This window comes from Methylobacter psychrophilus (assembly GCF_025583945.1).
GTDB lineage: Bacteria > Pseudomonadota > Gammaproteobacteria > Methylococcales > Methylomonadaceae > Methylobacter_C > Methylobacter_C psychrophilus.
Genome location: NZ_JAOEGU010000072.1, coordinates 1 through 13,352 on the forward strand (window position 1 = coordinate 1; position 13,352 = coordinate 13,352).

Genomic DNA, 13,352 nt, shown 5'->3' on the forward strand with positions numbered 1-13,352 from the left:
TGAACTCCAGGCAATTTTTTTAAGCTTGCCAAAATACGAGTCCACTCTTCATCACTTAATTTTATCCGCTTCATTTCATTCAAAATGGCTTATTCTACCGGATTGGTGAAACGTCAACAGAACCTAGAACAAATGAGTAAACGGTAAGTACAAGCGCAATTACTACAAAAGCTCGCACCTCTCAATTGACTGTAAATATCAACTTGAATTATTACTGATGAATGGTTGACGAGACGGCTTTTGATTGCCAAGTTTCTGTAATCGTCTACAATCATTTCATGCAAAAAAACATTGATCCAAATAAACACCTGTTTAGTAATTTATCTGCTGCCGATGACGAGCAGATAGATCGTGCCTTGGCGATTATCGCGAGCATTCCTGACGACCCGCATTATTACCGACCTAAAGGCATTGAGGTTGCGGCAATTTTACGCGATTACAATGTAGATTTTAAAACCATACTCGCGGCAATATTAAGTGATCCGCGTTTATCACAACTCAAGCCCCAACCTGATATTAAAGCGCAGTTTGGTGACACCATTGATGCCTTGGTAAAAGATGTTAACTGGTTGAATACATTAACGGTTTATTCACCGGAAATGACCAAAAAGCCCAATGAGGCCGAAACATTACGGCGGATGTTATTGTCCATGACCCAGGATGTGCGGGCAGTATTAATCAAACTGGCTTACCGGATTCATCGACTGCGTAATTTACCGAAAGAATCTTATGAGATGCGTCACTTTATATCCCGGGAAACACTGGATATATACGCGCCAATCGCCAATCGGTTGGGTGTTCATCAGTTTAAATGGGAGCTTGAAGATATGGCTTTCCGGTATTTGGAGCCGCAAGCGTATCGCCAGATTGCCAAATCTCTTGCCAATAATCGTGAGCAGCGAGAAAATTGTATTAGCAGTTTTACTGAATTGTTACAAAAACATCTCACAGAAGAAAATATAAGCTGTAGTTGTTATGGTAGGCCCAAACATATTTACAGCATTTGGAAAAAAATGCAGAAAAAACAATTGAATATAGATCAATTGTATGACTTGTTGGCAGTACGGGTGATCGTTGACAACTTAACCAACTGCTACACCGTATTGGGTATTGTTCATGGTTTATGGCAATACATTCCCAAAGAATTCGATGATTATATTGCCAATCCTAAAGAAAACGGCTATCAATCATTGCATACCGTCATTTTAGATGCACAAGGCAATCGTATTGAGGTACAGATTCGCACCCAGGAAATGCACGATTATGCGGAACTTGGCGTCGCAGCGCACTGGTCATATAAAGAAGGTGGCAAACCGACGACTGAGATGGAAAAACGCGTTGCCTCTTTACGTAAATTGCTGAAAGAAAAACACAGCGATGAGGCATTAAGCGATGATTTCCGTAGTGAATTATTTAATGACCGGGTTTATATTTTAACTCCCGCCGGTAAATTGATAGATCTGGTAAAAGGTTCAACCCCACTGGATTTTGCTTATGCCATTCATACTGAAATAGGCCATCGTTGCCGTGGAGCAAAAATAAACGGCAGGATTGTGCCATTAACCTATACGCTAAAATCCGGCGAACAGGTAGAAATTTTAACCGCTAAAGAGGGCGCACCCAACCATAATTGGATAGATCCCAATCTGGGCTATTTAAAATCAACGCGAGCTATCAGCAGGGTAAAAAGCTGGTTTAGAAATCAGCAGCAAACAGAAAATATAGCGCGTGGCAAAACCATTCTGGACAAGGAAAGTAAGCGACTGGGCTTAAAAATGCTGAACATGGTCGACATGTTGAGCTATTTTAAACAACCCAATACTGATGCTTTACTTGAGGCGATAGGCCGTAGCGATATTAATAGCAGACAACTTGCCGGCTATTTAAAAATACCCGAACTTGAAGATCTACCCGTCACAATCCGGCCGAAAAAACTTTCAGAAAAATCGGTGATTTCGGTGGCCGGTATCGATAATGTAGAAACTTCGTTTGCACACTGTTGTTCACCGGTACTGGGTGATGAAATTATCGGTTATATTTCCCACCATAAAGGCATCACCATTCATCGCACAGATTGTAAAAACGTTACGCAGCTGAGTATTGAAAAACAGCCTCAGCTTATTTCGGCTGCCTGGGGTGCAAAAAAGGCCAGTCATGCCGTGCCTATTGTGATTCATGCCTTTAATGCACAAAATTTGCTAAACAATGTATCGCAGATTCTAGCACAAGCCAAAATTCATATTGTAAATGCGGGACTGGATACCCATCCTGACTTTTCTGCCGTTTTAAATATGACTATTCAAATTGAAAACACCAGCCAATTAAGTCAGGTCCTTGGTAAAATTAACTGCTTGCCCAACATAATGGAGGTTAAGCGTAAAACTTGACGAGATATGAAACCTATAGTTTTTCAAAAAATTAAACTTCCAATTCATATCGCTGCAAGATTGTACTGATAACATCCCTTGAAGGGATGGTATCCGTTAGAATCGAAATTATTTATCCGAGAATCTATATAGTCTTTCAGAAATTAAAATTAAACTTCCAATTCACATCGCTCTAAGTTGATACAGATAACATCCCTTGAAGGGATGGTATCTGGGATTATATATAGCGCAGACAGTCACAAATTGGCTTTTTCTGAAAACCCTTATCCGAAGGGAAAAATTGTAAAAATCGATGGGATTGCCAATAAGATTTTACTTTTAGCCGATATTTTTGAACCCTACGAGAAAACCAAGTAAAGGGGTAAAATACCGCATCCAGTTTTAGGCCTTTAACCTTGCATCTTAAATTCCATGTCACAACAAACACAAAAACGCCTGATTCTGATTGACGGCTCTTCTTTTTTATTTCGTGCTTATCATGCGATTCCACCCTTAACCAATCCTCTGGGTGAACCTACCAACGCCATTTACGGCGTATCCAACATGCTGCGGAAACTGATAGCCGACTATCAAAATGACTACATCACCGTGGTTTTTGATGCGCCAGGTAAAACCTTTCGCAATGATCTTTATGATCAATATAAAGCTCACCGGCCGCCGATGCCTGACGATTTGCGTGTACAAATTGAACCCTTACACCACCTGATTCGGGCGATGGGTTTACCGTTGATTATGGAACCTGATGTTGAAGCCGATGATGTACTCGGTGCCTTGGCGCAATATGCGGCAGGACAAGGTTTTAATGTCATTATTTCTACCGGCGATAAAGATATGGCGCAGCTGGTCACCGATCAAATTATCCTGGAAAATACCATGTCCAACACGCGCATGGATATTCAGGGTGTTATCGACAAGTTTGGTGTCAAGCCGGAACAGATTATTGATTATCTGGCATTAATGGGCGATAGCAGCGACAACATTCCAGGCATACCCAAAGTGGGTCCAAAAACGGCAGCAAAGTGGTTGGAACAGTACGAAACCCTGGAAAATCTGGTCGCCAATGCCGATAAGATTACCGGTAAAATTGGTGAAAGCTTGAGAGCCAGCCTGCATCAACTGCCGTTAGCCAAACAACTGACAACCATTAAATGTGATCTTAATTTACCTTATGACATGGAGGATTTAAAACGTAACCCCATAAATACGGCCGAACTAAAACAAATGTTAGTCGAACTGGGATTTTTATCGTGGTTTAAAATGCTCGATAATCAGGTAGAAGCCATCGATGTTAAAGAAGAAGATAAACCGGCTCTTATCGAATCCAGTTATGAAACCATACTGACCCATCAGCAGTTTGATCAATGGTTTGAACAACTCGAAAATGCGCAACTGTTTGCTTTTGACACCGAAACTACCAGCCTTGATTACAGTAAAGCAGAGATAGTCGGCGTTTCCTTTTCGGTAACTGCTGGTAAAGCCGCTTATATCCCGTTAGCCCATAATTATGCAGGTGCACCTGACCAGCTAAATCGTACTGAAATACTGGAAAAACTCCGCCCACTACTTGAAAACCCCCATAAAGCCAAATTGGGGCAAAACCTTAAATATGACGCGCATGTACTTGCCAATCATGGCATAACCCTACGGGGGATCGCTCATGACACCATGCTGGAATCTTATGTCTTAAACAGCACGGCAACCAAACATAATATGGATGATCTTGCCAAAGAATATTTAGGATTGACAACTATTCATTATGAAGACGTTGCCGGCAAGGGCGCCAAACAAATTCCGTTTCAGGAAGTAACCATCGAACAAGCCGCTCCTTATGCCGCTGAAGATGCGGATATTACTTTGCAACTACATCAAGTGTTAATGACCAAGCTGCAACAGCACCCAGCCCTGCTGACCTTATATTCAGAAATAGAAGTCCCGCTAATCAGTGTGCTTGCGCGTATTGAAAGCAATGGCGTACTGATTGATACGGCAATGCTGTCTCAACAAAGTCTGGAACTAGCCAATCATATTGTCGCTATTGAGCAACTGGCTCATGACCTCGCAGGACATACCTTCAACTTAGGTTCGCCCAAACAAATTCAGGAAATCCTTTACGACCAGCTAAAAATACCTGTTTTAAAGAAAACACCTAAAGGCCAACCCTCAACTGCGGAGTCGGTACTACAAGAACTGGCGCTTGATTATCCATTGCCCAAGCTGATTCTGGATCACCGTAGCTTAAGCAAATTAAAATCGACTTATACCGACAAACTACCACAGCAGGTTGATAACAAAACCGGCCGTGTACACACTTCGTATCATCAAGCGGTAGCCGCTACCGGCAGATTATCTTCTTCCAATCCCAACTTGCAGAACATCCCCATCCGTAGCGAAGAAGGCCGTAAAATACGACAAGCCTTTATTGCACCGCAAGGCTATAAAATCGTGGCGGCTGATTATTCGCAAATTGAATTACGGATTATGGCGCATTTATCTGCTGATGTCGGCTTGCTAAAAGCCTTTAGCGCTGGCGAGGATGTTCACAAGGCAACAGCATCAGAAGTATTTGGTGTAGCTGTTGATCAAGTGACCACTGATTTGCGCCGTTCAGCAAAAGCGATTAACTTCGGACTGATTTATGGGATGTCTTCTTTTGGTCTGGCGCAACAACTGGGGTTGTCACGTAGTCAGGCGCAATCGTATATAGACTTGTATTTTACCCGTTATCCGGGCGTTAAAAATTATATGGACCGTATTAGGGATCAAGCCCGCGAACAGGGCTATGTGGAAACCTTATTTGGTCGGCGTTTGTATTTGCCCGAAATAAAATCACGTAATGCTGCGCGCCGCCAATATGCCGAACGTACTGCTATTAATGCCCCCATGCAAGGCACGGCGGCCGATATTATTAAACGCGCCATGATTGGTACTGATGAGTGGTTACTTAAAGAAAAACCGGATGCCAAAATGATTATGCAAGTTCACGATGAACTGGTATTTGAAGTGGCAGAGGACCAAGTAGAGGGCTATAGCGCCATGATTAGAAACATCATGAGTTCAGCTGTTGATTTAAGTGTACCGCTGATTGTTGATATAGGAGTGGGTAATAACTGGGACGAAGCGCATTAAAAAATTTTAATCTTTCTGAAACTTTTATGCCTGCTTAAAGTCGTAGACACGCAATGCCTTCTTGGCATTGAATCAGCCGTTCCCCCTCAGTGTAGCGGCTGATTACTCTTAAAACCCTAAAGTATTTTTTAAATTTTAGGGTTTTTTTTTAAACGTTATTCCACTTCTGGCTCTGATTCAAACTCATCAACCGGCATAAAAAAAAGATCAATCGCTTTATGCACTTCATCAATACCCGTTTTTTTCAACGATGAAAACAACTGTATCGTCAATGGAAAATTAATATCACCCAGCTCTTTTTGAACCTGCATTAACGTATTTTTTGCCGCCCCATAGTTTAATTTATCGGCTTTGGTTAACAATATATGTAACGGTAAACCGGTATGCTGACACCATTCAATCATCTGCCAATCAAATTCAGTTAAAGGATGACGTACATCCATGACCAATACGATTCCACACAAGGACTTGCGCTGGGTTAAATATTTTTCCATTAACTCATGCCACTTTTTCTTGACCGCTATAGGTACTTTGGCATAACCATAGCCTGGTAAATCAACAAATCGCTCCGTTGCATTAATTTCAAAAAAATTGAGCATTTGGGTTCTGCCCGGAGTTTTACTAATTCTGGCTAAACCATGTTGCCTGGTCAGCGTATTAATTGCACTTGATTTGCCTGCATTTGAGCGCCCTGCGAAGGCCACTTCCCTGCCCTGATCTTCAGGTGTATCTTTAAGATCAGGTGAACTGTTAATAAATTTTGCTTGGTGATAAACCGGGTTCATCGTTGCCTCGCTTAAGCTTGCTAATTAGAGTAAAATCCGGCTACACTCAGCAGCCTGAATACATATATTAAAGGCTTCCGTAAAATGACTACTTTATTCCAAAGGGGAAACCGATGAAAAAAAAACTGCTGGCACTTTCACTAGCCCTGGCGTTTACCAGTACTTCAGGTATTTTACATGCAGAGGGCAGTATTAGCGCAGGAAAAGAAAAAGCGGCCGCCTGCGTCAGTTGTCACGGAGACAATGGTAACAGCATGGTATCAACATTCCCCAAGCTTGCACAGCAGCATTCTTCATACCTTATAAAACAGTTACAAGCCTTTAAAACTGGCACCCGCAAAAATCCCATGATGTCGGCAATAGCGATGGGATTAACTGATGAAGATATGGTTAATATCGCTGCATACTACGCGACACAAGAAGTGTCGGCAAACCAGCTACCGGTTTTGGATGAAGACGATGATGAAAAACCTGCCACTGCCGAAGGCGAGAAAAAAGCAGATGCTAATTCGACGATTGATACCATTATTGCCCAAGGCAGTGACTTGTATCGTAATGGCGATTTAACCAGAGAAGTCTCCGCTTGTATTGCCTGTCATGGCCCGTTTGGCGAAGGTAACAAACCCGCAGCATTTCCGTTATTAAAATCACAACATGCTGATTATTTGATAAAAACACTGACCGATTTTAAATCTGGTGCACGTAGTAATAACCCTGACAATATGATGCACATGATTGCCAAAAAAATGACTGATGAAGAAATCAAAGCGGTTTCTTATCGTATTTCAATGATGAAATAAGCCAGAAATATCTGGGCAGTTATCGCTTTATTATGTTCACCAAACCTACTCTCTATTGAGAACCAAATTATGCTTAAAAAAATTATTCAATCTGTTGTGTTAGTCTTATTGTTTTCCGGCTCTTTTCTGTTGAAAGCTGAACCGGCAGTAGGCTATGAAACACTTTCACCGGCTCAACCCACTCAAAACCCGAATAAAATTGAAGTTATTGAATTCTTCTGGTATGGCTGCCCACATTGCTACAGCTTTGAACCTTTACTTGAAAAATGGGCAAAAAATCTGCCTGAAAATGTTGAATTTATCCGTCAACCCGCTGCATTTAATGAACTTTGGAGTAAACATGCCAAAGCTTATTACACCGCTGAAGCGTTAGGAAATGTTGATAAAGTTCATGCCGATCTATTTGATGCGGTACAAAACAAAAAAGAAAGTCTCGATACTGAAGAAGCATTGGCCAAGTTTTTTGTAGCACATGGTGTTAGCGAAAGCCAATTCAAAGAAGCTTATAACTCTTTTGTCGTCGACGCCAAAATGCGTCAGGCGCCTCTCATGGCGGCTCGTTACGGTATAACCGGAGTTCCTGCCATCATTATTAATGGTAAATACAAAACCAATGGCACCTTGGCCGGATCTCATGAAAAGATGATTGAAATTATCAATCAGCTGATTAAACAGGAAAGTGCTAAAAAATAATAGTACCGGGGGCCAATATAGATTTGCCCCCCTTTTATTTGCAATATGGCATTACCACATCAAATCATCCGGGATTTGATAACCCGCATAAGGATCGTCATTATTATCAACGGTACTGGCGATCAGCTCATTATGAACAATAATACTACCTGCATCACGTAAGCTTATTTTTTTTGCTACTTCAGACGAAACCACTTCATAACTTGCTCCCCACTTTACTACAGCCAGTTTGCCACGAATAATTTGATCCCGCATGGTTTCAGAGGCATACAATGTCTTTACCTTATTTTTATCATTAAAATGATAAGCTATTCCATCAGCGTCTTTAGGCTGTCGATTTAATTCAATTAATTGTTTAACTTGTGCAATGAGGTGTTTTTGTTCTTCTTGCTGCTTGATTAACTGGTTAAGTTCCCGGTCTCTTTCCGCTTTTTCTGCCTGTGCTTTTTTAACCAGCTCTTTGGCTTCATCAACCACTGTTACATTATTCTGACGCTGCTGCTGAGTTTGTTTTCGTTTATCGGATTTAGCGCTTTTAGCGTGAGCAGAGCTCACCAAACCGGATTTTAATAATTGTTCCTGTAAGGATAACTTTTGTTTACTCATCGACCAAATCTCTCACGTTATAAATTTATAGGGTGTAGTTTATTTTAAAATTATGTCAGGAATACACTATTGATCTATCATCCCGTAAGAAAAAGGCAAGTTATTCGACTTTTTAGCAAAGCCCGCGAGTGTGCCCACCCGCTTCTACCGGGATTAATTAACGCAACAACTCGGGGGATATTTTTTGCGAGTAACCTTAAGTTTGTTGAATAGTCTATTAACTACCCGATATTTTTAAGCAGGATTTGCATCAAATTCATGCAACTGCATATTAATAATTTTTAGCGCCGCCAAAATACCGGCAAAAACCTGATTAGCATGTACAGCACGGGTTTTACGTAAGCTCTCGCCGCAATTCCAAGTAATGACACACTCGGTTAAAGCATTGGTATGGCCGCCCCTTGGAATTCTCACTTCGTAATCAGCCAAGGCCGGCAAAGTATAGTGATGTAATTTCATCACCTTGTTAATGGCGTCTATAAAAGCATCAAAACCTCCATTACCGGAACCTGAAGCAATATGTTTGGAGCCGTTTACATTGACACGAATACTGGCTGTCGACTCTAAATCAAGACCACTGGTAATGGAGCAATTCAGCAATTTTATATGCTGATAATCCTTGCTTTCCAGTACATCGGCGATAATAAAAGGTAAATCATCTGTGGTAATAGTTTGTTTTGAGTCGCCCAAACTAACAATTCGTTCCAGCACTTTTTTCTGATTTTCTTCGGAGAGATCAAGTTCTAACTGTTCCAGATTTTTTTTCAATGAGGCTTTACCACTCATTTTACCCAGAGCGTAACTTCGGGTACGAGAAAAGCGTTCCGGCCCCAATTTGGTTTTATATAAACCGCCCTTTTGATCGCCATCAGCATGAATCCCTGCCGTTTGTGTAAAGACATCAGCACCAATAATGGGTGCATTGGCAGCAACCCGTTTTCCGGAAAAATTTTCAACCATATTACTGATACGAACAATATGCCTCTCATCAATAGATAACTGCATATTCATCTTATCGCGCAATACTACGGCAACTTCAGCAAGTGAAGCATTACCGGCCCGTTCACCCAGACAATTAATGGTACAGTGTATAGAGCTTACACCAGCCCGAACGGCCGCCATGACATTAGCGGTTGCCAGTCCGTAATCGTTATGGGGATGAAAATCAAATTGTAATTCCGGGTAACGGTTACACATATCGCTCAGGTTATTAAATACCTCTTCGGGCGACAAAACACCCAGTGTGTCCGGCAACATGAAATGCTTGATACCCGAATACCGCAAATTATCCATTAAACCATAAACATAATCGGGGCTGTCTTGATACCCGTTTGACCAATCCTCAAGGTAAACATTAACCTTAAGACCTTTTTCAAGGGCATAATCAACAGTTTGTAAAACATCATCAGTATGCTGAGCCAGTGTTTTTCCCAACTGTTCACGACAATGTTTTTCGCTGCCTTTGGTCAGTAAATTGATTACCCCGCCACCCGTTTCCAAAATCCAGTCAACACTTTTGGTATAATCAACAAAGCCAAGTACTTCAACGCAACCAACGAAACCTTCCTGTTGTGCCCATTGGTTAATGTTGGTGACCGCCTCTTTTTCGCCCTGAGAGACCCGTGCAGAGGCAACCTCAATCCGGTCAACCTTTAATGACTGTAACAGGGCTTTGGCAATATGTACTTTTTCTGTGGGCGTAAAAGAAACGCCTTGAGTTTGTTCACCATCACGCAAGGTGGTGTCCATCAGTTGGATGATTCTGGAATCGGTGGGCATAGTTAGTGACTGTTATTTTTCATGATTGATTTTTAGTTACCTATAATAAGGTTCGGCTATCAGCTTTATTTATCATACATACTAACCCGACACGGCTATTAAATACTTCTCCAGTCATCAAAATTATCCAGTTGATAAACCCACTTTTCAGCGTCTTCATTGATTGGCTTGAGATGTTCCCTGATTTTTTTACTGGCATTTTCCAAGCCATCATATTCTATTTGTGCTGATGGGTGTGGCATGGCTATCCACTTTAAAGACTTATCATTTATCAGCTGTTTTCTAATATAACCAATAAATACTGATTGTGCTGTATTACCCAATAACACGATTATATGGGGAGCCAAGCCAAACTTCTTATCAGTAGAATTAAAGTACTTAATTACCTCATTCATATTGTTTGTAACATAATCCGAAACAGTATTTGAACCTGGCGTTGGGCCACCCTGAGTTGCCTTCAAAGCCATAAATCTGAAATTATCAAATACATTACCTGTATTTTTATCACTTATACCGTTTATCATGATTTCACATCGTCTAAAAAACGGTTTATTTTTGTGATACTTATTTTTTGGTGCCGCAGTTCTAAACCAATCTCCCATATCTAAAATTCCGCTATTGGGCTTATCTCCATTTGGTTCAGATGCAACAAAAAGTATTCTTTCCTCTGCCTTATTCCATTGATTAATATCATAAGGTGTAAATTTCCAGCTATCCATTTTTACCCCGGTATAACTTAAAAGCCAAGCGCGTAAGCCGGGATGAACGCTTTAAGTAAATCCCGACCCGGCAATCTAAAATCCTTAAGCCCACAACCAGGGATAAGTTTCCTTATGATGTTTTTCATACTCGGTGATCTTGTCGACATGCTTCAAAGTCAAGCCTATGTCATCCAAGCCGCTTAATAGATTGCTTTTACGAAACGGGTCTATATCAAAGGTAAAACCATTGCCTGCCGGCGTGATAACTTGCTGGTTTTCCAAATCAACCACAAAGCGCACACCTTCATTGCTACTAATCTCTGCCATTAGTTTGTCCAGTTGCTCTTTATTAACCTTTATCGCCAAGATGCCGTTTTTAAAACAATTGTTATAAAAAATATCGGCATAGCTGGTAGAAATAATGGTGTTAAAACCATAATCGGCAATCGCCCATGGCGCATGTTCACGAGAAGAACCGCAACCAAAATTATCGCCAGCGACCAGAATCTTGGCGCCTTTAAATGCAGGTTTGTTTAGTTCAAACTCAGCATTATCCGAACCGTCATCATTAAAACGCCAGTCGTGAAATAAATGTACGCCAAAGCCACTACGTTCAACTCTTTTTAGAAACTGCTTGGGAATAATCTGATCAGTATCAACATTGCTACGATCCATCAAAGCAGCAATACTTTCGTGTTTTTTATACGGTTCCATAATTTCTCCGGTTTGCCTGTGTGTTAAAGGTTGCGAATATCGACAAAATGACCAGCTGCTGCAGCTGCAGCTGCCATTGCAGGTGAAACAAGGTGCGTACGCCCACCTTTACCTTGGCGTCCTTCAAAATTACGGTTTGAAGTCGATGCACTACGTTGGCCTTTGGTCAGTTCATCACCATTCATCGCCAGACACATGGAACAACCCGGATCACGCCATTCCCAACCCGCATCAATAAAAATCTTATCCAAGCCTTCTTCTTCAGCCTGCTGTTTCACATGATAGGAACCTGGCACAGCAATCGCTGTGACACCTTTGGCTACTTTTGTACCTTTGGCTATTTGTGCAGCTATTCTAAAATCTTCGATACGTCCATTGGTACAAGAACCAATAAAAACAAGATCAACAGGAATATCAGTAATTTTGGTATTTGGTGTCAAGCCCATATAAGCTAATGCACCTTCACACGCTTTGCGTTTTATTTCATCATCAAAGCTTTCTGGAGCAGGAACAACACCATCAACTCCGACAACCTGTTCGGGAGAGGTTCCCCAGGAAACTTGAGGAGCAATGTCGGCAGCATCAAGTGTGACAGTTGCATCAAATACCGCACCCTCATCGCTGGGCAAAGTCTTCCAATAAGCCAATGCCTGATCCCAATGCTGACCGTAAGGTGCAAATTCACGGCCCTTAAGATATTCGTAGGTTTTTTCATCCGGCGCGACTAAACCGGCTCTGGCACCCGCTTCAATAGCCATATTACACAAGGTCATCCGGCCTTCCATAGAAAGTGCCTTAATCGCCGAACCGGTGTATTCAATGACATAACCGGTACCGCCTGCCGTGCCAATTTTTCCGGTAATTGCCAAGGCAATATCTTTTGCGGAAGCATATTTGGATAATTCACCATTAACTATGACCTGCATGGTTTTGGATTTTTTCTGTGGCAACGTCTGGGTAGCCATCACATGCTCTACTTCGGATGTACCTATGCCAAACGCAAGTGCACCAAAGGCACCATGAGTTGCCGTATGGCTATCACCACAAACAACGACCATGCCTGGATGAACAAAACCATGCTCAGGTACCACGACATGAATTACGCCGTTATTTGGATTTTTCATATCATATAGATTCAAACCGTTTTCACGACAGTTTTCAGCCATAGTTTCGATTTGTTTCCTGGCTATCGGATCTGCAATAGGCAGATCACGATTTTTGGTAGGTACACAATGATCCATCGTAGCTAATATGCTATGTGGATTACGCACTTTACGTCCAGACAATCTCAATCCTTCAAAAGCCTGAGGACTGGTTACCTCATGCATAAGATGGCGATCAACATAAATCAAAGGAGCCTGTCCAGCCTCGTCAACGACAAGATGGCTGTCCAAAATCTTTTCGTACATGGTCTTTTTCATAGCGTTTTCCAAAGCTTACATACAGGCTCTTTATTGAGCGTATGGCGTGTTACAGGATTTATCCGACAAGCATAGCAGACTATGCATAGCCGAACATTATCTCTCATAATAGCCCTGCTTTGCAATTCAGGGTTATTCAGTTTGGCTATATAGTCTGAGTAAAATATTATATTTTTCAATAATGCTATTTACGTACTATTTTTCAGGTTAATAGGCAAAAAAAAACCCAAGAGGTTATCTTGGGTTTTTAATTTAAGCGCTTGGCAATTCCCTACTTTCGCATGGCAAACTGCCACACTATCATCGGCGCTAAGCGGTTTCACTTCCGAGTTCGGGATGG

The 13,352-nt window shown here is 41.6% G+C and carries 10 protein-coding genes and 1 rRNA gene; 4 read left to right on the forward strand and 7 right to left on the reverse strand.

Translation table 11 applies throughout. The features are described 5' to 3' along the window. Positions 1–278: 278 nt before the first annotated feature. Positions 279–2,387, forward strand: a complete 2,109-nt coding sequence (locus N7974_RS18860; protein ID WP_262967096.1) for a RelA/SpoT family protein — start codon at positions 279–281, stop codon at positions 2,385–2,387. A gap of 411 nt (positions 2,388–2,798) precedes the next feature. Next, complete coding sequence (gene polA, locus N7974_RS18865; RefSeq protein WP_262967097.1) at positions 2,799–5,513, forward strand: DNA polymerase I; 2,715 nt, start codon at positions 2,799–2,801, stop codon at positions 5,511–5,513. Positions 5,514–5,668: 155 nt separating this feature from the next. On the opposite strand, the gene yihA is transcribed toward polA, so the two are convergent. Then, on the reverse strand, positions 5,669–6,298 hold the full coding sequence (gene yihA, locus N7974_RS18870) for a ribosome biogenesis GTP-binding protein YihA/YsxC (protein ID WP_262967098.1): 630 nt from the start codon (positions 6,296–6,298) through the stop codon (positions 5,669–5,671). Positions 6,299–6,411: 113 nt separating this feature from the next. On the opposite strand from yihA, the gene N7974_RS18875 reads away from it, so the two are divergent. Both N7974_RS18875 and N7974_RS18880 read left to right on the forward strand, forming a co-directional pair. Further along, positions 6,412–7,098 carry a c-type cytochrome gene (locus N7974_RS18875; RefSeq protein ID WP_262967099.1) on the forward strand — a complete coding sequence of 229 codons (687 nt, stop codon included), beginning with the start codon at positions 6,412–6,414 and terminating at the stop codon, positions 7,096–7,098. Positions 7,099–7,167: 69 nt separating this feature from the next. After that, on the forward strand, positions 7,168–7,791 hold the full coding sequence (locus tag N7974_RS18880; protein ID WP_262967100.1) for a thiol:disulfide interchange protein DsbA/DsbL: 624 nt from the start codon (positions 7,168–7,170) through the stop codon (positions 7,789–7,791). 51 nt (positions 7,792–7,842) lie between these two features. Here N7974_RS18880 and N7974_RS18885 read toward each other — a convergent pair whose 3' ends face one another. The 6 genes from N7974_RS18885 to rrf all read right to left on the reverse strand — a co-directional run. After that, positions 7,843–8,397 (reverse strand): DUF2058 domain-containing protein, encoded by a 555-nt coding sequence (locus tag N7974_RS18885; RefSeq protein WP_262967101.1) that lies wholly within the window; start codon positions 8,395–8,397, stop codon positions 7,843–7,845. A gap of 234 nt (positions 8,398–8,631) precedes the next feature. After that, a complete protein-coding gene (locus N7974_RS18890) occupies positions 8,632–10,176 on the reverse strand; it encodes an alpha-isopropylmalate synthase regulatory domain-containing protein (RefSeq protein WP_262967102.1) in 1,545 nt (514 codons plus the stop codon). A gap of 98 nt (positions 10,177–10,274) precedes the next feature. Continuing rightward, positions 10,275–10,895, reverse strand: coding sequence for a uracil-DNA glycosylase family protein (locus N7974_RS18895; RefSeq protein WP_262967103.1), 621 nt, complete (start codon positions 10,893–10,895; stop codon positions 10,275–10,277). An 84-nt stretch (positions 10,896–10,979) separates the two neighbouring features. Next, the gene (leuD, locus tag N7974_RS18900; protein ID WP_262967104.1) at positions 10,980–11,591 is read right to left on the reverse strand and encodes a 3-isopropylmalate dehydratase small subunit; all 612 of its coding nucleotides are present in this window, start codon (positions 11,589–11,591) and stop codon (positions 10,980–10,982) included. A gap of 23 nt (positions 11,592–11,614) precedes the next feature. Further along, positions 11,615–13,012, reverse strand: coding sequence for a 3-isopropylmalate dehydratase large subunit (gene leuC / locus N7974_RS18905; RefSeq protein ID WP_262967105.1), 1,398 nt, complete (start codon positions 13,010–13,012; stop codon positions 11,615–11,617). A gap of 258 nt (positions 13,013–13,270) precedes the next feature. Further along, a 5S ribosomal RNA gene (gene rrf, locus N7974_RS20925) occupies positions 13,271–13,352 on the reverse strand; the annotation flags it as partial.

Excerpts from the sequence above, each read along its gene's own strand:
- leuD (WP_262967104.1), bottom strand. The coding sequence starts at position 11,591 with ATGGAACCGTATAAAAAACACGAAAGTATTGCTGCTTTGATGGATCGT.
- N7974_RS18885 (WP_262967101.1), bottom strand. The coding sequence starts at position 8,397 with ATGAGTAAACAAAAGTTATCCTTACAGGAACAATTATTAAAATCCGGT.
- polA (WP_262967097.1), top strand. The coding sequence starts at position 2,799 with ATGTCACAACAAACACAAAAACGCCTGATTCTGATTGACGGCTCTTCT.
- N7974_RS18860 (WP_262967096.1), top strand. The coding sequence starts at position 279 with ATGCAAAAAAACATTGATCCAAATAAACACCTGTTTAGTAATTTATCT.
- N7974_RS18880 (WP_262967100.1), top strand. The coding sequence starts at position 7,168 with ATGCTTAAAAAAATTATTCAATCTGTTGTGTTAGTCTTATTGTTTTCC.
- leuC (WP_262967105.1), bottom strand. The coding sequence starts at position 13,012 with ATGAAAAAGACCATGTACGAAAAGATTTTGGACAGCCATCTTGTCGTT.
- N7974_RS18890 (WP_262967102.1), bottom strand. The coding sequence starts at position 10,176 with ATGCCCACCGATTCCAGAATCATCCAACTGATGGACACCACCTTGCGT.
- yihA (WP_262967098.1), bottom strand. The coding sequence starts at position 6,298 with ATGAACCCGGTTTATCACCAAGCAAAATTTATTAACAGTTCACCTGAT.
- N7974_RS18875 (WP_262967099.1), top strand. The coding sequence starts at position 6,412 with ATGAAAAAAAAACTGCTGGCACTTTCACTAGCCCTGGCGTTTACCAGT.
- N7974_RS18895 (WP_262967103.1), bottom strand. The coding sequence starts at position 10,895 with ATGGATAGCTGGAAATTTACACCTTATGATATTAATCAATGGAATAAG.